The sequence below is a fragment of the Streptomyces sp. NPDC086549 genome, from assembly GCF_044746205.1.
In the GTDB taxonomy this organism is placed as follows: Bacteria; Actinomycetota; Actinomycetes; order Streptomycetales; family Streptomycetaceae; genus Streptomyces.
In genome coordinates this window covers 55801-75793 of the sequence record NZ_JBIVBS010000020.1, presented here as the reverse complement: position 1 = coordinate 75793, position 19993 = coordinate 55801, and the positions used below count along the sequence as shown (strand labels likewise).

18 protein-coding genes and 2 pseudogenes are annotated in these 19993 nt (G+C 68.9%); 8 read left to right on the top strand and 12 right to left on the bottom strand.

Features of this window, described 5'->3' with window-relative positions:
- Positions 1–102: 102 nt before the first annotated feature.
- A complete protein-coding gene (locus tag ACIPSA_RS42110) occupies positions 103–711 on the bottom strand; it encodes a hypothetical protein (RefSeq protein ID WP_402645137.1) in 609 nt (202 codons plus the stop codon).
- Positions 712–822: 111 nt separating this feature from the next.
- Between ACIPSA_RS42110 and ACIPSA_RS42105 the strand changes: the two genes are divergently transcribed.
- Positions 823–1722 (top strand): NAD-dependent protein deacetylase, encoded by a 900-nt coding sequence (locus tag ACIPSA_RS42105; protein WP_402645134.1) that lies wholly within the window; start codon positions 823–825, stop codon positions 1720–1722.
- A gap of 440 nt (positions 1723–2162) precedes the next feature.
- Here the strand turns inward: ACIPSA_RS42105 and ACIPSA_RS42100 are convergent, their stop codons facing one another.
- Positions 2163–3074, bottom strand: coding sequence for an SDR family oxidoreductase (locus ACIPSA_RS42100; protein ID WP_402645131.1), 912 nt, complete (start codon positions 3072–3074; stop codon positions 2163–2165).
- Positions 3075–3196: 122 nt separating this feature from the next.
- Between ACIPSA_RS42100 and ACIPSA_RS42095 the strand changes: the two genes are divergently transcribed.
- Positions 3197–3784, top strand: coding sequence for a TetR family transcriptional regulator (locus ACIPSA_RS42095; RefSeq protein ID WP_402645128.1), 588 nt, complete (start codon positions 3197–3199; stop codon positions 3782–3784).
- A gap of 295 nt (positions 3785–4079) precedes the next feature.
- On the opposite strand, the gene ACIPSA_RS42090 is transcribed toward ACIPSA_RS42095, so the two are convergent.
- The 4 genes from ACIPSA_RS42090 to ACIPSA_RS42075 form a co-directional block, all read right to left on the bottom strand.
- Complete coding sequence (locus ACIPSA_RS42090) at positions 4080–4526, bottom strand: hypothetical protein (protein ID WP_402645125.1); 447 nt, start codon at positions 4524–4526, stop codon at positions 4080–4082.
- 540 nt (positions 4527–5066) lie between these two features.
- Entirely contained in the window at positions 5067–5516 is a 450-nt protein-coding gene (locus ACIPSA_RS42085; protein WP_402645122.1) for a hypothetical protein, read from the bottom strand.
- Entirely contained in the window at positions 5513–6070 is a 558-nt protein-coding gene (locus tag ACIPSA_RS42080) for a SigE family RNA polymerase sigma factor (protein WP_402645119.1), read from the bottom strand. Before ACIPSA_RS42080 ends, ACIPSA_RS42085 begins: the two co-directional genes overlap by 4 nt.
- Positions 6070–8007: a Xaa-Pro dipeptidyl-peptidase gene (locus tag ACIPSA_RS42075; RefSeq protein WP_402645116.1), complete on the bottom strand. Its 1938-nt coding sequence runs from the start codon at positions 8005–8007 to the stop codon at positions 6070–6072. The genes ACIPSA_RS42080 and ACIPSA_RS42075 overlap by 1 nt, the downstream gene beginning before the upstream one ends.
- A 445-nt stretch (positions 8008–8452) precedes the next feature.
- Here ACIPSA_RS42075 and ACIPSA_RS42070 point away from each other — a divergent pair, with 445 nt between their 5' ends.
- Positions 8453–9025, top strand: a complete 573-nt coding sequence (locus ACIPSA_RS42070; RefSeq protein WP_402645114.1) for a YceI family protein — start codon at positions 8453–8455, stop codon at positions 9023–9025.
- A 168-nt stretch (positions 9026–9193) separates the two neighbouring features.
- Here ACIPSA_RS42070 and ACIPSA_RS42065 read toward each other — a convergent pair whose 3' ends face one another.
- The gene (locus ACIPSA_RS42065; RefSeq protein ID WP_402645111.1) at positions 9194–9793 is read right to left on the bottom strand and encodes a TetR/AcrR family transcriptional regulator; all 600 of its coding nucleotides are present in this window, start codon (positions 9791–9793) and stop codon (positions 9194–9196) included.
- Between the two features lie 214 nt (positions 9794–10007).
- On the opposite strand from ACIPSA_RS42065, the gene ACIPSA_RS42060 reads away from it, so the two are divergent.
- From ACIPSA_RS42060 to ACIPSA_RS42045, 4 genes and pseudogenes are all read left to right on the top strand, one after another.
- A complete protein-coding gene (locus ACIPSA_RS42060) occupies positions 10008–10979 on the top strand; it encodes an NAD(P)H-quinone oxidoreductase (RefSeq protein WP_402645108.1) in 972 nt (323 codons plus the stop codon).
- A gap of 504 nt (positions 10980–11483) precedes the next feature.
- On the top strand, positions 11484–12194 hold the full coding sequence (locus ACIPSA_RS42055; RefSeq protein WP_402645106.1) for a type 1 glutamine amidotransferase domain-containing protein: 711 nt from the start codon (positions 11484–11486) through the stop codon (positions 12192–12194).
- Between the two features lie 143 nt (positions 12195–12337).
- Positions 12338–12847: pseudogene (locus ACIPSA_RS42050) on the top strand (transposase); the annotation flags it as partial.
- Positions 12848–13500: 653 nt separating this feature from the next.
- Entirely contained in the window at positions 13501–13764 is a 264-nt protein-coding gene (locus ACIPSA_RS42045; RefSeq protein WP_402645103.1) for a hypothetical protein, read from the top strand.
- A gap of 113 nt (positions 13765–13877) precedes the next feature.
- On the opposite strand, the gene ACIPSA_RS42040 is transcribed toward ACIPSA_RS42045, so the two are convergent.
- From ACIPSA_RS42040 to ACIPSA_RS42025, 4 genes and pseudogenes are all read right to left on the bottom strand, one after another.
- Positions 13878–14150, bottom strand: a complete 273-nt coding sequence (locus ACIPSA_RS42040; RefSeq protein ID WP_402645101.1) for a hypothetical protein — start codon at positions 14148–14150, stop codon at positions 13878–13880.
- Between the two features lie 6 nt (positions 14151–14156).
- Entirely contained in the window at positions 14157–14432 is a 276-nt protein-coding gene (locus ACIPSA_RS42035; RefSeq protein WP_402645099.1) for a hypothetical protein, read from the bottom strand.
- The gene (locus ACIPSA_RS42030) at positions 14429–15181 is read right to left on the bottom strand and encodes a hypothetical protein (RefSeq protein WP_402645096.1); all 753 of its coding nucleotides are present in this window, start codon (positions 15179–15181) and stop codon (positions 14429–14431) included. The genes ACIPSA_RS42035 and ACIPSA_RS42030 overlap by 4 nt, the downstream gene beginning before the upstream one ends.
- A 527-nt stretch (positions 15182–15708) precedes the next feature.
- Positions 15709–16124: pseudogene (locus ACIPSA_RS42025) on the bottom strand (erythromycin esterase family protein); the annotation flags it as partial.
- Here ACIPSA_RS42025 and ACIPSA_RS42020 point away from each other — a divergent pair.
- Positions 16065–16355, top strand: a complete 291-nt coding sequence (locus tag ACIPSA_RS42020; protein ID WP_402645094.1) for a TOBE domain-containing protein — start codon at positions 16065–16067, stop codon at positions 16353–16355. The pseudogene ACIPSA_RS42025 and the gene ACIPSA_RS42020 overlap by 60 nt on opposite strands.
- A gap of 349 nt (positions 16356–16704) precedes the next feature.
- Here ACIPSA_RS42020 and ACIPSA_RS42015 read toward each other — a convergent pair whose 3' ends face one another.
- A complete protein-coding gene (locus ACIPSA_RS42015) occupies positions 16705–19536 on the bottom strand; it encodes a lectin (protein WP_402645091.1) in 2832 nt (943 codons plus the stop codon).
- Positions 19537–19993: the final 457 nt, after the last annotated feature.

Below are 19993 nucleotides of genomic sequence, written 5' to 3'. Positions count from 1 at the left end.
CCTACGCGGACGCGTAGCCGCCATGTTCCGGACGATTCCGGGCGCCGCCTCACCGTGTCCATCGTTGATCGCGGGGATAACGGCGTGGCATCCGTGGGTGTCTCAGTGGCGGTTCACCCAGGCGGCGAAGTAGTTGGGGTTCTCGTTCGTCCGGCCGGTGGTCATGGCGGCGTCGCGGCGTCCCTTGTGGTATCCGGGTCCGTGGTCGAGGCGGCTGAAGAGGTGATCGACGTCGGCGGCTGCAGGGTCTCGAACACGGTGATCGCGCTGGCGACGGGCTCGCGAGGCTCCCGCCGTGGGGTGCCTGCGGGCGTGGAGTTCGGCCAGCGCCTTTCGGGCGTGGTGCCGGCTGGATTTGTCGTTGGCGAGGCGGGCGAGCAATTCGGTGCCGGGCGCCCGGTATCCGTCCAGCCAGGCCAGGAACTCGGCAGCCTCTACGCGGGCGAGTGCGTCCCAGTGCGTGCTGTCAGTGGCGATTCGGGTGAGCGCTTCGGCTGCCTTCTCCCGGTGCCGGGGCAGACAGGACAGGACTTCGGCTGCCCGTACATGGCCGTGGATGTCACCCCTGGGGTCGTCGTAGTCCGCCAGGTCAACGAGCGTCGCCGCAATGCGTTCGTCACCGCGCCGGGCCAGGCCGCGAGCGGCGTGCACGCGGCCGCAGGCCCGGTCGGCGGTGAGGCGGCCGGTCTGCTTGCCGAGCAGGCGCTGCACCGTGACCGGGAAGACGGCGGCAAACAGGCCGCCGCGGGGCAGCCAGTGAATCGCGAAATCCGGGCCAACGGCGGAAGCGGATCGTGGCAGCCTGTTCCGTACCCTGGCTGCATGCACATGCGGCCCACTCTGAGCTGGACCCCTACCGAGGACCTGCCGCCGGGCACCACGGATCCGGAGCCGGTCGCCGATGCCCTGCGCACCGGCGGTGTGCTGGTGCTCAGCGGCGCGGGCATCTCCACGGAATCGGGAATCCCCGACTACCGGGGCGAGGGCGGGAGCCTGAGCCGGCACACACCGATGACCTACCAGGACTTCACCGCCAGCGGCCAGGCCCGGCGCCGGTACTGGGCGCGCAGCCACCTCGGCTGGCGCACCTTCGGCCGCGCCCGCCCCAACGCCGGGCACCGGGCGGTGGCCGCGTTCGGACGGCACGGCCTGCTCGCGGGTGTGATCACCCAGAACGTCGACGGTCTGCACCAGGCCGCCGGCAGTGAGAGCGTCGTGCAACTCCACGGAAGCCTGGACCGGGTCGTCTGCCTTTCCTGCGGCGCCTCCAGCCCGCGCCGCGCACTCGCCCGACGGCTGGAGGCGGCCAATCCAGGCTTCGAGCCGATGGCCGCCGGCATCAACCCGGACGGTGACGCCGACCTCACCGACGAACAGGTCGGGGACTTCCGCGTCGTGCCCTGCACCGTCTGCGGCGGCATCCTCAAGCCGGATGTGGTGTTCTTCGGTGAAGCCGTTCCGCCGCAGCGGGTCGAGCACTGCCGCAGGCTGGTCCGTGAAGCGGCCTCGCTGCTGGTCCTGGGCTCCTCACTGACGGTGATGTCCGGGCTCCGGTTCGTCCGCCAGGCAGCCCAGGCCGCAAAGCCGGTACTGATCGTCAACCGGGACCCGACCCGGGGCGACCGGCACGCCCTCACCCGGGTCGCGCTCCCCCTGGGAACAGCCCTGACCACCGTGGCCGACAGACTGGACATCCCCGTCGACGACCAGGAGGTGGACTGAAACACCCCTATCGAGGTCGGCGGCGCGGCCCGCTGGTCGCCATGCCACCTGTCACCAGTTCCCGTGATGGACCGGCACGCACCGTGGGCACGCCGTCGTGAAGGGCGATCGCGTACGCGGCGATGCGCTCCGCAGGGCTTCAGCCGACGATCGTCCCCGCAGTCAATGGGCGACGCCCGGGCACACCGTCCCCTCCACAACCACGCCCCGCGCAACACCTCCAGTCCGTGCATGGTCCCCCCTGCCACCAACGGCCGTGCGTGCGGATACGGGTTCCCGCCTCGGCTCGGGGGGTACGCGGGACGGGAACCCTCCCGATCAGATTCCCGCCGCCGACGCCGACCGCAACTCACAGCACGTCGCCCGGTTGGCCGCACTCGCGGAAGCGGACACTTCTCATGGTGGTGTTCACGGCCGGGTTCCGGATCGGTGTCAGGACGTCAGGAGGCCGGCATGGCGAAGTAATCGCCGTGCTCCAGGTCATCGAGCAGTGTCGGGTGGGCGGGCGACCAGCCGAGCAGCCCCTGCGTGTAAGAGCTGGAGACGGGCGCATCGAAGCCATAGACAGTGGCCATGAACGGGCTTGGGAAGTGCTCGGCAGCCTCGTCCGGCGTCAGAGAGACCGCGGGCAGATCGAGGCGCCGAGCGATCGTCTCCGCAATGCTCTTCAGCGTGACGCCGCTTTCGGCTGCTCCGTGCAGCACGCTGCCCGCAGGAGCCTTCTCCAAAGCCAGGCGGAACAGGGTCGCCGCGTCGAACCGATGTACCGCAGGCCACCGGTTGCCGCCGTCGCCGACGTAGGCCGACATGCCGGTCCTTTGCGCGTTGGCGACGAGCATGCCGATGAACCCGTAGTCCGCGGGGCCGTGGACGGTGGGAGCAAGTCGGACCACGCTCGCGCGTACTTGCTGGGCGGCGAAGCCCAGGCAGGCACGCTCGCCCGGGATCCGGAAGCCGGCGATCCCGGCCGGGTCGGGCTCGTCGTTCTCGGCGCTCTTCCGGCCGACGGGCATGACCAGCGTGCCGGAGGTGCTGACGAAGGGCTTGCCCGAGTGTTCCAACGCCTGGCCGAGCGTCTCGATCGCGGTCCGGTCGCGCCTCATCATCTCGTCGGGGTCGGCGAAGTCGCCGCCGAAGGCCATATGCAGGACACCGTCGGCGGCCTCGGCGCCGCTGCGCAGGCTGTCGAGGTCGTCCAGGGAACCACGGTGCGGTGTGGCGCCCAGCGACTCCAGCCGGGCGGCGGCGGCGTCCGAGCGCGCCAGACCGGTGACGGTGTGTCCGGCCGCGACGAGCTCGGCGACGACGGCGGGGCCGGTCAGGCCGGAACCACCGGTAACAAATACATGCATGAACTCTCTCCCACTCAACGGCAGTGACCGGCGCCACTTAGCGCCAGTCACTGACACTACGGTAGCGCCAGTCGCTGACGCAACGTAGTGTCGGTCACTGGCATATGCGGTAACCTCGAGGGGTGCCACGGAGCGGAGCAGAAGCGCGCCGCCGCCTTCAGCAGGCGGCCCTCGAGCTGTACCGGGAACGCGGGTTCGATCAGACGACCACGGCTGAGATCGCCGCCCGCGCCGGCGTCAACGAGCGCACGTTCTTCCGGCACTTCCCGGACAAGCGCGAAGTGCTCTTCGGCGGCGAAGCCGACCTGCGCGCCGCACTGATGCAGGCGGTGGCCGAAGCGCCCGATGGTCTGCAGCCGCTCGAGACACTGCTCTGCGCCTTGCGGAAAGCCGGACGGATCCTTGAGGAAAACCGCCCGTTCTCCGAACCGCGACTGGAAATCATCGCGGTGACACCAGCGCTCCGCGAACGCGAGTTGGCCAAGGCCGCGTCGCTCACCGACGCCGTAGCGGAGGCGCTGCGGCAGCGCGGTGTCGCCGGCCGACTGGCCAACCTGGCTGCTCAGACCGGCTGGGCCGCCTTTCACCAAGCGGCCCAAGCCTGGATCGACGACCCCTCACAGAGCCTGGACGCGCATCTCCTCCAAGCGTTCGACGATCTACGCGCCCTCGCGACCGTCCCACGGACGAAGGCATACCCCGAAAGCTGATACGGCTCCAGGGTCCGTCTTCAAAGATCGTTTGTCGATGGATCATGGTGGGGTGATACGTCGTCATGCACTCGACGGAGCGTTCACCCAGGCCCTCCGGCAGTTCCAGGCCCTGTGCCGACGCGGCCAGTGACATCGACTGGCTGGTGCAGCCTGGCGTCCCGGCCAACGTGCCGCACCAACGACGGTGCGTTGACGTGCACGAACAACGCGCTGGTCGGCACGTAGAAGCGGCGGTACAGACTCACCTCCCCTTTCCCGTTCGTGACGGCGTCGACCCGGTCCGCCAGGGCGATCACATTGGGGGCGTGTGCCGTCGCGCCCATCGCCGCCGGGGACGGGTCGACGAGATCCTGGGGAACCAGATCGTCGTCGACCAGGTGGCCGAGCATGGCCGCATGCTCTTCAGTTGCCTGCCCTTCAACTGCTCGACCGCATCCGGCTCGTGCAACGCGCACATGCCGAGCAGACAAGTCGCGATCGAGGAGCGGGCCAGCCGGACCGCTGTCTCCCTCTTCCTGTACGAGACCTCCTTGCGGGTCCGGCTCTGCAGATAGAGCAGGTGCAGGCGGGCGAGCTTGGCGACGTCGGCTCCGGTCGTAACATCGTCCGCCGGTCCCGGATCCCAGTTCACCAGCCGCCGGGCGGCCGCGCATGCCCTGCGTCGCCACACCGGGTCCGGGGAGGGAAGCAGGGTGCGCGCCATGGTCACCAGAAGGCGCGTACGTTCGGGTCCACGCACACAGGATCCTCACGAGCGCACCTGGCCACAACGCCGGCCGAGACAGTGTGCGTCGGGCGCCGGCAGACAGTGCGGGTGTCCGTCCCTTGGCGGCCACGCCTGACAAGGTTCCACGGCTGATCCACTCGGCTCTCAACCGAATCGCCGCAGCCTTTGGGGCAGCAGCGTCAGACAGTTGGTGCGGTGACACCCTGGGGCCGTTGCCGGTGGTCGCGCCGGTCGGTCCCGGTGGGCAGACCGGGACACCGGCCGAAAGATCCGACGTGCCGCCCGGGTCCGAACCCGTCAGAAGCCCTGGGTCGCCGTCTCGAGAATCTCCGTCGCCTGCCGGACCACCGTCGGTGCGGCGCCCTTCAGGCAGGCGTAGCCCTTGGGTGCCATCCGCTGCGACACTTCCCTGGACGGTGGCGCCGTGCTGGCCGGTACGCGTACCAACTCCTGGGTTCCGCCTGCCCGTTCGCACCAGTCGTCGACCGGGGAGATCCAGCGCACCGTCGCACGCGGCGTCCGGGTCTCGGCCTGGACGTAGAAAACCAGTACTCATCCGTCGGAGAGGGACGCCGGCGACGCGCTGGTGGGGTGCGGACTGTACGTCGCGACGACGCGTGTGCCCGGGTATGCGTTCGGACGCAGTACGGTGTGCCATCCGGTGGATGGGGCCGCGGTCAGGTCGGAGGTCCGCAGGTCCGTGAAGCCGGGTGGTGCCCAGGAGGAGGAGCCCGGTGCTGCCGCGGTGCGTTCGCCGCAGGGCAGCGGCACCCTGATGTACGCAATGACGGCCGCCGCCACCGCGAGCACCGCGGCACCGCCCATCACCATGCGCCTGCGGCGCCGGGCCACCGCCACACGCCGCCGGATCTCCTGGACGCGCCGGGGGTTCGAGCCCGACGGAGTGCCCTGGGCCAGCGCGGCGCGCAGCAGATCCTCTTCCATTCCTTCCCTCTCTTCCTTGCCGCCCTTGTCTTCCTCGTCTTCTTCCGTGTGAGTCACCGCTGCTCACCGGCCTCCAGCAGATGTGAGGGCGCAAGGTAGTGCCGCAGGACCCGCAGCGCCTTGGCGGCCTGGCTCTTCACCGCACCGGGACGACAGTTCAGCACCTGGGCGGTCTCCTCGACGATGAGGTCCTCGAAGTAGCGCAGAACAACGACCGCCCGCTGCCGCGGCGGCAGCCGCCGCACTGCGCCGGCCAGCGACTGCTCCAGGTCGACATCGGCGAAGACGTCCCGGGCCAGAGTGAGTTCCGGCAGGTCCTGGGTGGGCGTCTCGCCCCGCCAGCGCCTTCGCCACCAGGAGGCGTGCGTGTTGACCAGCGCACGCCGTACGTATGCTTCCGGGTTGTCCCGCGCGATACGCGGCCACTTGGGCCACACCCGCGCGAAGACCGTCTGCAGGAGGTCCTCGGCGGCGTGGGCGTCACCCGTCAGCAGCCACGCGGACCGGTACAGACGGTCGCCGCGGGTGGCGACGAACTCGTCGAAGTCCGGGAGATCCGGCTCGTCCGGCTCGCCGTGCGCCCGCTCGTCCTGCGCTTGACCTAGTGACATCAGCCGACGGCCCTGAGGGCCTTGCCGCCGCCGACGACCGGCATCCGCAGGGATGTGCGGGCCAGGTCGAGGGTGAGCGTCGGCCGGTCGGCGGGCGGGTTGATCAGGTTCTTGTTGGTGCCCGCGACGACCAGCGCGAGGCGGTGGCCGGCCGGCACGACGTGGTCGGTGACCGCAAGGTCGAGAGTGAGGGTGCAGGCCTTGCCAGGGGTGAGCGGTCGGCTCTTGCGTGCGTCGGCACAGGTGCCCAGGTCGGCCCAGCCTCTGCTGACGACGGTGGCGGTGACGTCCGTGGAGTCAGCCGCCGTCTTCCTGTAGCAGGCGCTGTCCCCGCCCGTGCTCGAGCCCCAGCAGTCGCGGCCGGTGCGCGTGGTGATGCCCAGGCTTCCGCCGTCGTAGTCGCGGATGGTGGCCGGGCCGAGGTCGACGAGGACCGCTGACAGGTGTGCGGTCGCCGTCGTGGGAGTGGCGGTGACGGTCACCTGCGCGGAGCCGGACAGGCGCAGGTCCTTCGTGAGCGGTGGGGTGGTGAAGCCGGCCTTCTCCGGCGTCGAGGTGCCAATGTGTGCGGCCCACTCGGCCTCGCCGCGGCTCGGGTCGTCGGTGAAGGTCTCGTTCCCGGTGCCGGTCTGCGTTCCGAGGATGCCCACGCCCGCCTGGGCGCCCCTGGCGGGGTGCAGGGTCGCGGTGCTCGTGGTCTTCGGGGGCCAGACGACGTCCGTGGTCCAGTGGCCGGGGGTCCGTTCAATGTCGGCCATGGGCTCACGGTCGATGCCGTTGTCGTAACCGAGGAGTTCATGGTCGAACCAGCGGTGCAGAGTGTCCACCCACTGCGCACGGCGGTAGTCGAAGGGGTCGACGTGCCCTGTCTGGGAGAGCCAGATCTTGCGCTCCACGCCGTTGTCGGCGAGAGCGTCCCACCATTTCCCCAGCTGGTTGGGGCGGACGTCGACGTCCTGCAGTCCGTGCACGACGAAGACGCTCGCCCCGACATTGCGAGCGTTCGCCGTGTAGTCCCGCTCGCTCCACAGCGGGGCCCAGTCCCCGGAGCCCAGAGCCGGGTCATTGAGCCGCTTGTTGACGGCTGTGCAGCGGGGCGTGGCGTCTTCGCGCTCGACCATGCGGGCCAGCATGCCGGAGTTGGGGGCGCTGCCCGCCAGCGGGACCCCCTGCTCGAAGTAGGCCTCGTACCAGGAGGAGATGGAGCTGATCGGGACGATCGTCTTCAACCCTCGTACACCGGTGGCGGCGACACCGTTGGCAATGGAGCCGTCCCAGCTCTTGCCGATCATGCCGGTCGCGCCGTTACTCCAGGAGGCCCGTGCGCGAGTGGTTCCGGTGCGGGCGGTGTAGCCCTTGGCGCGGCCGTTCAGCCAGTCGACCACCGCCTTGGCGGACAGCACGTCGCCTAATCCTCCAGCGTCGGTGCAGCCGTCGGAACGGCCGGTTCCGGGCAGGTCGACGGCGACGAAAGCGTAGCCGCGCGGTACGAAGTAGTTGTCGTAGAAGAGCGGTATCCGGACCGGGCGGCCCTTGGCGTCGTACGTCTTCTTCTGGTTCTCGTTGCCTCGCCCGCAGCAGGAGTAGTAGGGGCTGGCCTCCATGATGACCGGTATCTTCCGGCCCGTGGCCGCGGGTTCCCGTGGGCGCACGATGTCGGCGGCGACTCGATCGGTCTTTCCGTCACGGTCCGCGTCGAGCCCGGTGTCGACCCAGACGGTCTCCCGGACGGCCTTCGCATACGAGTAGACCGGCTTGCTCTCTCCGGTAGGGCCCGATGGTGAGGCTGCCCTGCCGTCACCCGCGGCCGTGGGGCCTGCCGACAAATGGGAGCCGACCAGCAGAGCGGCGGCCACGGTCGCGGCGACTGCGGCGGCCGTCGGCAGTCTCCAGGGCCGGCGCTTGCGGGACGGAGCCACAGATATGTTGGAATGCACGAACGGATAACATCCTGGCCGCCGTGGCAGGTTGCCCTGTCGCACGGACCTTTTCCGTCGGGCCCCGTCCACCGACTCGAACCACCGACGATGGATCGAGCAACAGGGCACGGCAGTGGCCGTCAGCCCCGGGCGGTACGACGGCCACTCCCGCCCTTCACGCCCGACCGGCGCTCTCCCCAACCCGTCCGAAGAAGGCAGCGCATCGGCGGGCGGCTCCCGGCGGGGCCGAGGGCTCGCCGCTCGAAGGGCGCTGAGCCGCACACGCGGGCGGCGAGCCTGCCTCGCCGCACCGCGCCCGGCCGGTCCCGTGGTTCGCCGGCGAAGGCGGGCCGTGACCGCGAACCGGGATTTGGCTTCGCAGCGACGTCACCCCCGCGCGTGGACGGGGACACACCGGCAAGTCCGCCTTGACTGGCCGCCTCCGCGCCGTACCCTCGGCGCTGTGACGCTGACAGACGGAACGTACCGGCTCGGGCCGTCCACCGGTCGCCTCTTGATCAAGACTGGCCGCGCGGGGCTGGGCCGCCGGGCGGGGCACGACCTCACGATCGAAGCCACCCGATGGTCAGGGGAGGCCGTGGTGGTCGTCGGCGCCCCGGACAGGGCGTCGGTGAGCGTGACGGTCGAGACGGGCTCGCTGCAGGTACGAGAGGGAACAGGCGGGCTGAAGGCGCTCACCGGAGCCGACCGGGCCGAGATCAAGCAGACACTGGGGAAAAAGGCCCTGCTGGACACTTCGGAGCACCCCAGGATCACCTTCCGTTCCACCCGCATCACGGGAACTCCGCAGTCCTTCGAGATCACCGGGGACCTCACCATCAAGGGCCGGACCCACCTGGTGACGGTGCACGGGAACGAGAATGGCGACGGGCAGTTGCGCGGCTGGGCGACCGTCTCGCAATCCATCTGGGGAATCACGCCCTACACCGCGTTCTTGGGTGCGTTGCGGCTGGCCGACGAGGTCCGGGTGGAGTTCGAGATGACCGGTCTCGAACCGATGGACGGCCCTCGGTAGCCGCTGCCGACTGCCTGATGAGGCCCCAGTGCTCGCCGCGGTCCTGGCCCAACGTTGTTTCGGCAGTTGCCACGGATGGGCCGGGATCGGGGTACGAGTCCTTGTGTCACCGTAGCGCCGCCCGACGGGTCGGCACCCCGGCCATCGGCCTGGTTCCGAGGCGTCGGATCAACCTGCGGTCGCGGGCTGTGAGCCGCTCATCGCGGCGACCGCGCCGTGCACCAGCTCGTCCACCTCCTGGATGGCGGCCTCGCCGCGTGGAAGTTTGCCGTAGAGGACCAGCGAGGCCAGGCCATGAACCAGCGACCAGCATCCGGCCACGCGCGCCTCCTGCGATTCCGCGGGAACACCGGCGACAACGTGAGGGGAGATGACGGCATACGCCGCGTCTCCGGCGGCCTTGACTTCCGGGTGCGACGGATCGCAGGGCCGATTGAACATGAGCCGGAACAGGGCGGGGTGTTCCACCGCGTACCGCACGTACGACTGGGCCAGGCAGACGAGTTCCTGCCCGGCGAGCGCCGAATCCTGCGCATCGACGAGTCGGCCGCGCAGCTCGTTGAAACCGTGTGTGGCGAGCGCGGCGAGCAGGGCGTCCTTGTCCGGGTAGTGGCGGTAGGGCGCATTGGCCGACACGCCTGCCCGGCGCGCGACCTCACGTAGTGACAGCGCGGCCTCGTCGCCCTCCTCCAGCAAGGCCAGAGCCGCGCTCAGGCACGACGCCCGCAGATCGCCGTGGTGGTACCCGCCACCGCCCGATGTTGACACTGCACACTCCCGTCTCTTAATGTATACAGCGTACACATCGGCTACGTGGGCAGCCAGTCCCGCAGCCGCGCCGAGCCGAAGCCCCAGACCGCTCCGGCCGCCCGCGCGGCGAGCCCCGTAGGCCGGGCCGATCCCCGCGCGCTCGCATCAGCATCTCGGCGACGGCCGGCAGGCGCATGCATCGTCACCGGTCAGGCATGCGAGAAGGAGAGACATGAAAGCAATTTCGATCAAGGAACCCGGCGGGCCGGAGGTCCTGGAATGGACCGAAGTCGAGGACCCCTCCCCAGCCGCAGGCGAGGTCGTCGTCGACGTGGTGGCGGGCGCGGTCAACCGGGCCGATGTCGCACAGCGGATGGGGTGGTACCCGGTCCCACCGGGAGCATCGCCCTACCCGGGACTGGAGGTCTCCGGCCGGATCGGCGCCATCGGCGAGGGCGTGACCCACTGGCAACCAGGCGACGAAGTATGCGCGTTGCTCGCCGGAGGCGGCTACGCACAGAAGGTCGCCGTCCCCGCCGGGCAACTGTTCAGGGTCCCCAAGGGCATCAGCCTCATCGAGGCGGCGGCCCTGCCGGAAGCCGCCGCCACTGTGTGGTCCAACGTTTTCATGACCGGCGCCTTGAAGGCGGGCGAGACCTTCCTCATGCACGGCGGAGCCGGCGGCATCGGCGCGATGGCCATCCAGATCGCCAAGGCCCACGGCGCCCACGTCGTCACCACCGTCGGCGGCCCCGAACAGGCCACCAAGGTCAGAGACCTCGGCGCCGACCGCGCGGTCAACTACCGCACCGAGGACTTCACCGCGCACGGCCCTTACGACGTGATCCTCGACGTCATCGGCGGCGACTACCTCCAGCGCAACGTCCACTCCCTGGCCCCTGACGGGCGCCTGGTCGTCATCGGCCTGCAGAACGGCCTGGAGGCCGAACTCAACCTCGCCGAACTCCTCTTCAAGCGTGCGTCCGTACACGGGACCACCCTGCGCTCCCGCCCGACCGGGCAGAAGGCAGCCATCGTGACCGAGGCCCAGGACCATGTATGGCCACTGATCGAGAATGGATCCGTGCAGGTGGTCATCGACCGGACCCTGCCCATGACCGAGGCCGCCCAAGCGCACCGAATCCTGGACTCCCACCACATCGGCAAAATCGTCCTGGTCAACCCCGACGTCGCACAACGCTGACCTGCCGCCGCCCATGAAGCCGACAGCAGGGCGAAGTGCGTGCCGGAGAACGACCAGAGGAGGATGCTCGGCGCTCCCCGGCCGAAGAGGGTGGCGAGCGAGTCGGCCATCAGCCCGGACCCGACCGTCTCGGCGGATCGAGACACTCGCCCACGTGCACCGCGAAGAGGGCTTGGCAGTGCCCGCCGTCAGCCCCTGGTCCCACCCGCACGAAGTTCTGCGACGTGGCACGAGTGGCGGAAACGGCTGCGGGCCTCGATCAGACAGCCGAGCAGGTCATCACCCGAACCCTGTGCGAACTCGACCGTTTACGGCCATGGCCCCAGCCCTGTCTTCTGGCCGTTGAACGCCGCGACGGCACACCCGTCCCGGTTCCGGCGCGTCGGCAGACCCTCACCCTCAGCCGCCGCGTCCTCCTGCAATCGCACCCGCTCCACGATCAACCGGGCCGTCCGGTCCGGCGCAGCCAAGCAGCACAACGCATGACGAACTGAGAGCAAAGAGATGACCAAGATCCTGTTTGTGGTCTCCGCAGCCGATCACTGGACGCTGAACGACGGAACGACCCATCCCACCGGTTACTGGGCCGAGGAGCTGGCGACGCCCCACAAGATCTTCGCTGAGGCCGGCTGGGAGATCACCATCGCGACCCCTGGCGGTGTCGCGCCCACCCTTGACCGCCTCAGCCTCGGCCTCGCCGGCGGCACACCGTGGAAGCGTCGCGAGGTCGAGCGCTACCTCGACTCGATCAGCACCCAGCTCACTCGCCCCGTGTCCCTGGACAGCGTCGACCACGACGACTACGACGTCGTCTTCTACCCGGGCGGCCACGGCCCGATGGAGGACCTCGCCCACGACGAGACCTCCGGGCGACTGCTCACCGACCGTCTCGCCTCGGGCAGGCCGTTGGCTCTGCTGTGCCACGCCCCTGCGGCGATGCTCGCGGCGCGCAACGAAGACGGCACCTGGCCGTTCAAGGGGTACCGACTGACCGGGCTCTCCAACCGTGAGGAGCTGTTCAACCGCTTCGCCCGCAAGGCGCGCTGGCTTCTCGAGGACCGCCTCCGCGAGGAGGGTGCCGACTACGTCAAGGGCACCCTGCCGCTGCGTCCCTTCGTCACCAGCGACCGCAGCCTCTACACCGGCCAGAACCCGGCCTCCTCCGAGAAGCTCGCCCACCTCCTCATCGACGAGATCAGCAAGAAGGCAGCCTGACCCCGCGGGCGGGCGACAGCCCGCCGATCAGCCACAGGTCAACCGCTGGGCCGTGTCTCGGCGACCATGTGACTCATTGTTCTGGCCATGCTCGGCAGCCGGGATCTGGCCGACGGCGCGTGGGCCGTGCTGGAGCCGTTGCTGCCGAGGTCGTCGAACTCGACGGCGACTGTCTGACCGGCCGGACCAAAGGGATGCGGCTGATCCTCGGCAAGGAACGCCCGCACTCCGGTGCCCAGTTACGCTTCACCGACGCCGACGGCATGCGCCTTGCCTGCTTCGCCTCCAACACCAGGAACGTCCCCATCGCCGCGCTCGAACTGCGGCACCACCAGCGCGCGAGGGCCAAGGACCGCATCCGCGCCGCCCACGCCACCGGCCTGTGCAATCTGCCCCTGCACGACGCCGCGCAGCACCAGATCTGGCTGGAGATCGTCCAGATCACCCTCGACCCGCTCGCCTGGATGCCCATGCTCGCTCTGGCCGGCACCGCCCGCCTGTGGGAGCCCAAACGCCTGTGGCTGCGGCTGTTCTCCATCGCTGCCCAGTTGGTCACCACCGGCCGCCGCCGCATTCTCCGGCTCGCGAGGCACTGGCCCTGGACCAACCTGGTCACCGACGCCCTGGCACGACTCGAAGCCTTCCAAGCCCCGGCTGACCAGCACTTCTCTCGTCCCTGCGAGCAGTACCACCCCACCGGAGCCGTGGCACCTGGCGCCCACCCGACGCGACTGCCGGGCTGACGTCATGCCGGAAACCCTCAGCACAGACAGAAACAGCCCGCCGGATGAACTGGCGAGCTGTCATAAGAGCCCGAGACTAAGCGCCAATTGCTGTTCCAGTCCCAAGGCCGTGTCACCCTCCTTCCCCAACCACCTACTTATTTCAGCACGCCGTTGTGTCACCACCCGATAGCCGCCCCAGCCGCTGCCAAACCTCTGATACGGACCAGACCACACCTACGCATTCTTAATTGATAGATCCCTGACTTCTCGAATTTCGCACTTTTGCATCACCACAGGTCAGCGAGGCATGAACTCGCCCGGGAGCAGTGAAATTTAGCCTCGATATCGACCGACCTGTCACACATTGGAAGACCGGCTTAGGGGCGCTGCACTACAACCAGTACGAATTCTCTGGTGACTTGTGAACGAACCCGCTCCGGACCACGTGCCATGGCAGTCCTGCGCAACTTCGCGATCGTATGCCCGACCAGAAGAAACTCTGCGATCAAGTTCGGTAAGACAGCGACTCCTAAAGCAAACCGCCAATTTCAGCCGAGCGTGTTCCGCTATCGTGCGATGGCATGGCGATCAACAACTGGTCAGTGACTTACACCTCAGCCCACCCATTCCCCGGATCCGACGACCGGGTTCCCGTTGGGAGCAAGCTGGTGAACAGCCTTGCGGCCGCGATGAACGAAGAGCCCGTAACGGACTGGGTTTTCGAGGTCCGCGGCGAAGCCGTCGATGGCATCGCCGAGTTCCAGCGACTGGTCGACGAGGCAGGAAGCGCCTCACCCGGCGAGTTCATCGCCCGCACGAACGGTGTAGTCATCGCCTCCCGCTGACTGCCCCAGGCGTACCCCGACTTCGCCTCCCTGCAGGCCGGTCAACACCTGACCGGGAACAAATCGGCCCTGGCGGCGGGCGGGTAGATCAAGCGTCTTCGGAATCGCGGAGTTTACCGCAGGGCGTCCTCGGCCCGCCGGGGAGACCAGCGGCAGGGATACCGCGGATGCGGGCGGTAGGCGGCGGGCACGAACGCGTCGAACAGATGGGTCCGGACCGCGGCGGGATCGGGGAAGCGGACCGGATCGCACAGGTCCGCGGGCGCGGGGAGGGCGGCGGTCTGTTCTCCTGGACGGGGGTTGTACACCGTCCTGGCCAGGAAGAGCATCAGCGGTGTGGTCAGCGCCCGTGCCACCGGGGCGGCGGTGCCGAGCAGTCGGATCACCGGTTCCTACCGGGCAGCGGCCACCGTGTCCTGTCCCCCGCCGTCCCTGCGCAGGTAGTCGGCGATGTCCGGCGCGTCCAGCGGTCGCAGTTCCACGGCGGCAGCACCACAGAGCCTCACCGGTACCCCGCGGGCCGGGCCCAGCGTGTCCTCGTACTCCGTCACCCGGCTGGACAGCACCACGGGCTGCCCCAGGGGCAGGGCGGCATTGATCGAGTCCAGCGCCGCACCGCGGAACCCTTGGGGAATCTCGTCGAAGCCGTCCAGGATCGGCAGGATCAACCGGTGCTCCAGCAGGGTCCGGGCATGACCGACCTGTCCGGGTGCCCTGCCTGTGGCTCGCCGAAACCGGTGTAGTCACGCGCGAGCCGTTCCGCCATCCAGTCCTCGAGCATCTGTTCCGCAGGATTCCATGAGGCCAGCGCAAACAGCACCGGCACCGCTCCACCCTCTTCGCGCTCGGCGACGAGGGACAGCAGCAGGCGGATCAGCAGCATCGTCTTCCCGCTCTCGGGACCTCCGAGGAGCAGAAGGCGGCGTGTCGGCACCCGTCGCAGGAACACCTTGGTGATCTCCCCGCCGGAACCGGCCAGTTCGGCGGGCTCGGCGGCCCAGCCGTCGGGATCGGACGCGTGGCCGGACGGCCAGTTCTCGGCCATCTCCCTCAGCAGCGGCCACGACTCGGCAAACCGCCCATCTGCTGCCCGCCAGGACACCGGAAGCGGATAGGGGTCGTTCAGTCGACGCACCCGGGCCTCGGCGTCCCATTGCCCGCGCACGGCGACCGCCAGCCGATCGGCGATCTCGGCCGCACTGTGTCCGCGCTCCTCGGCCGCGTCCCGCCGATCGGCGCGGAACGCCGCCCAGGACAAGGACAGGTAGAGACCGCCCACCGACGGAAGCAGTGTCGCCACGGTCTCGGTCACGGGCAGGCCGAACCGGGAGGCCACCCACACGGCCCCCGTCATGCCACCGGCCGCCAGCAAGAGATAGAGCACACCGACCCGTCGGGTCCGCCCACCAGTACCCATGGCCGGATTGTCCAGTGGCAGGACCGGAACGCCCGGGAAGAACGGTGCCGCTCCCCCGTATGAGTGAGTGGCAGCTGGTGGAGGTCCTGCTTCGAGGGGGCGGCGTCCGCGATGTGGCGGCGCAAGAAAGGAGGCGGCACCGGCTGTGGGCCCAAGCTCGCACGCCTGGTGCGGCTGGGTTGCGCGTGGCGCAGGCCAACCCGCGGCCCCGCGGATGCGCACCCCCACCTGACTGGTGGCGGTGGTGGCTTCGGCTGGCCCATGGTCCACCGACTGGCCCTCCCTTGGCGTCACCGTCATGGCCGCGGCGGACGACGGCAGAACTGTGCGCGCCGTTCTGCCCCGGTACCTCGGTCGCCGAGTCGTCCGCATGGAGCATCGGCGGTCACCGCTGTGGGGACCAGCAATCGGCGTTGAGGGTTGCAGGCAGCGCGGGGCCAACCATCCTGGAGTAGATGTGGGCCTGCGCCAATTCATGATCGACGCCTGGTGGTGACTGAACCACAAGCCGGTGATGGCCGAAGTCATCAGCGCTGGATCTGTGGGACGTCCTTGACGAACACGATCCCGTCGCTGTCCGCAGGTGGGCCGGGTCCATCGGGGAGTAGCCGAACCAGGGGGATACGCGGGGCGCGGGCCTCGTGTCGCCCAGGGGGGTGGCCGGCCGCTGGGCGTCGATGACGCAGCGGCCCTCCGGGAGCGCGTACAGGAGTCCTTCGACGGGGTCCGGCGGCGGGGTGTCCACTGCCTGGTGCCGGATCGTGCCGAGGGCCGTGGCCACGAAGGCGTACTCCTCGCTGGGCTGAGCGCTCACCAGCGCACCGGCGCTCCACCACTCCACCGGCCCCTCTCACATCTGCCTCGTGCTCTTCTCCCGCTGCAGGTGGGAGTTGTGGGCGTGGACGAGTGCCGGGCCCCGTTCGGCGAGAGCGAGGAGGCTGTGGGTACGGGATCGCGGGGGGCCAGAGGCGACGCGTACGCGGTCTCCATCCGCCCCGAGCATCTGCGGTTCGTCGACGCCGACCGCACCGAGAACCGCGGCTCCGGCCGAGTGCTGTCGTCCACCAGCCTCGGAGCCATGGTCCGCCACCGACTGCACGTGGGCGGCCAGAACGTTGTCATGCGGGAACTCGGTACGGGCTCGCGCGCGACCGTCACCTCGACACCGAGGTGACGGTCGGCTGGTCCCCTCACGAGGCACAGCTGCTCGTCCCGGAGCCTGAGGGCTGTGGAGACGGACCCCAGCCCACGCCCTCGCTCTTCTTCGCTCCGCCGCCCGGAGGTCAGAAGGGCGAGGGCGCATGGAGCCGTCGCCGGGCATCGGGGAGGACCGCCGTAGTGGCGGCCCATATCCCGCCATCTGCGCCTGTCCGGCCCTCGGGACATCTGGGGCGCCTCGCATGCGGGCAAGGTGCCAAGGCGGGACACTCGCAGCGCCGAGGTCCCACTCACGGTCCAGCCGGCAACGGAACCGCGACCTCACGGGTGATGTGCCGATGAGGCGCTCGCGCGTGACGGAGGCGTCAAGCCGGTGGCAGCGTCCACTTCTGCGCCGCGGTCCCGTTGCACGTGTAGATTTGCAGTCGTGTCCCTTCCGTGGTGGACGAATTGGGGTCGTCCAGGCAGAGACCGGAATTGGGATTCGTCAGGGAGCCGTTGGCGCCGAGCGTCCACTTCTGGGCACCAGTACCGTTACAGGTGTAAAGCTGGACGAGCGTGCCGTTCGTCGTCCCGCTGTTCGTCACGTCGAGGCACTTACCGAGGGTACGCAGGCTGCCGTCCGCCGCGACCGTCCAGTCCTGTGCGTACGTGCCGTTGCAGGTCCACAAACGGATCGCGGTGTGATCGTCGGTGCCGGAGTTGGCGTCGTCGATGCACTGCGCCGCATTCGCGCCGGACTTGATGGGACCCACCCGTGGTTTCGGCGGGGCGGCTGTGTCACCAGGGTAGGAGGGCGGGGCGGCGGACGCGGTCGCGGCCCAGTCGGTGTTCGGACTGGTGCCGAGCGTGTAGCTGAGCGTTCCTCCGGAGCTGATCGCGCTCGTGGGTGCGTAGGCGTTGTTCCACGCAGACCCGTTGAAGGTCGCGGACTGCACGTAGGGCGCATTGTCCGCGGCGCCCTCGCCGTTGATCGTCAGGGTCTTGCCGGAGGGCAGATTGATCACGGCCTGTGAGAACAGAGGCGAGCCGAGGGCGAGGTCCGACGTACCGGGCGTCATGGGGTACATGCCCAGCGCGGACCAGACGTACCAGGCGCTCATCGCGCCGAGGTCGTCGTTGCCGTCGGCGAGGCCGGCGGGGGTGTTGGACCAGATCTCGTCCTGGATCGAGCGCACCGTCGCCTGGGTCCGGTAGGGCCGACCGATGTAGTCGTACTCCCAGGGCAGTTCAATGCTCGGCTCGTTGCCGACCCACGCGTAGCCGTTGGCGCCGGTGTAGCTGCGCAGCACGGTGTCGAGATAGTCGCCCATCACTCTGTCGCCGCCCCTGGCGGTGGCGAGCCCGGCTACATTGAAGGGAACCATGCCGGAGTAGATCCACGAGTCGGCCTCCACCATGTCTGTACCGCTGGTGGGATCGAATCCGCTGGTCCAGGAGCCGTTCGTGTTGCGGGGCTGTACGAAGCCGGAGGCCGGATTCAGCATGTTGCGCCAGTCCTGCGCGCGATGGGCGTACGTCTGCTGGCTCCGGGTGTCGCCGAGGGAGCCGGCGAAGGCGGAGAGGGCGAAGTCCGCGGTGTCGTATTCCAGGGTCGTGGCCACCGGGCCGTAGAAGTTGCAACAGCCGTAACTGCCGTCGTGGGGTTCGTAACCGGGGCTGTCCAGGTAGTTCAGGCCCGGTCGGTCGTTGTTCGCGGTGCTCGCCTGTTTCAGCAGGCCGACCAGCGCCTTCGACGTGTCGAAGTTCCGCGCGCCGAAGGCGTAGTAGTCGGGGATGATCGCCGCCGCCGGGTCGCCGACCATGACGAAGGACTCTCCGTTGTTCTCCGACCATTTGGGGAAGATCCCGGTCTGGGCGTAGTCGTCGGTCATCGATTGGGCGGTGTCGGAGGCGACCTGAGGGCTCACCAGCGCCTCGAGCTGGGCCTGGGAACGGTAGATGTCCCAGCCGGAGTAGTTCGCGTAGGCGGCGTCGTGTCCGGTATCGACCGTGTGCGTCTTTCCGTCGAAGCCGTAGTATTGGCCGTTGGTGTCGCTGATGACATTCGGGTGCAGCAGCGAGTGGTAGAGGGCCGTGTAGAAGATCTTCTGCTGGTCTGCCGTGCCGCCGGCGATCTGCACCTTGCCCAGCAGCGTGTCCCAAGCCTTGTGGGCCGCGGCGCGCACGCCGTCGAAGTTCCAGTCGGCGTTCTCGGCGGTCCGGTTGGCGACCGCGTTGGCCACGGAGACGTAGGAGATGCCGACCTTGGCCTGGACGACCTGGTTCGCGCTCGTGTTGAACGTGACGTGCGCGTTCGAGGCTGCGGCGCCCGGGGAGGCGTCGTGGGGCACCGCCTTGTCGGCGCGAGGCTTCGACATGGATCCGTGCAAGCGTGGCTTGTTCGGCTTCTCCGGGGCATTCTTACCAGCCCGGTCGGCAGACGGCTCGGGCGTGTTCGTCGAGTGGGCGAGCGTGCTGCCGCTGGAGGTGAACGGCCGGTCGAAGACCATGTCGAAGTAGACGGTGTAGGTGTTCCCGGCGCCGCAGAATCTCCCGCTCGTGACCTGGCCGCTGACCTCGGTACTGGAGACGACGTTGAACTGTGTTGATGTCCCGCCGTTCTGACTGCTGGTCAACTTGAGGACGAGGTTGGCCTGGGCGGTCGCGGGAAAGGTGAAGCGAGCCATGCCGCTACGTGTGGTGGTGGTGAGTTCGGTCGTCACCTTGTTGTCGAGGGCGACCTTGTAGGAGCCGACCGAGGCGGACTCGTTGGCGTGTGAGAAGGAGTCCGTCGCCGTGTTGCTGACGGCGCCCACCGTGGGCAGCACCGGTATGTCACCCGCGGCTCCGCAGCCCGGTCCCGCGATGTGGGTGAGGCTGAATCCCGTGATCGAGGAGTCCTTGTACTCGTACCCGCCACCGGGCGGCCGCGACGAGGTGTCCGGGCTCCACTGCACCATGCCGAAGGGGACGTCCGCACCGGGGAAGTCATTTGCGTCGTTGGACGTGCCGATGAAGGGATTGACCAGGTCCGCCGGTGACGACACGAGTTCCGCCGCTTGCGCGGGCTCCGCCCATGCGACGGGGACGACTAATGCGTGCGCGCCCAGAAGGGCGACGCCAGCGGCGGCACCCAGGGCCGTGCGGATCCAGTGGCCGCGGCAGGGTCGTCTGCGCGTACCATGCCAGCGGCCGCCGACAGGGGTCGAGAACATCGCGATCTGCCTCCTGAGGGATGCGTTCGGGAGCACACCGAGCCGGACGGACGAAGAAGGACCCCGGTGAGGGGTGTTGGTCCGGTCGGGGAACGGGCCGCGGTCCGCTCGGCGGCGGGAGGTCCCGTTCCCTCGTGCGTGAGGACGACAAGAGGGGCGTGTTGGCAACGTTGTCGTCGGACCCGTGTTCTCCGGCAGGCCGTCACAGGGGAACACCCGCTCGCACACCGCCGAACGAGGCGAACCCCGCACCTCGACGCACGACCCTGTCGTCTCGCAGGCGGGACGGCGGGACGCACAACGACTCACCTCGAGATCACACTTGACAACGTTGTCTTGAAGACGGAATGTCCGAACGAGTACTGCAGGGAGCCGAGAACCTTTCTCACCTCTCCAGCCGCTGGACACCAGACCGGCCTGGAGCACTGTCGCAACGTAGCTACCGGACGTGCCCACG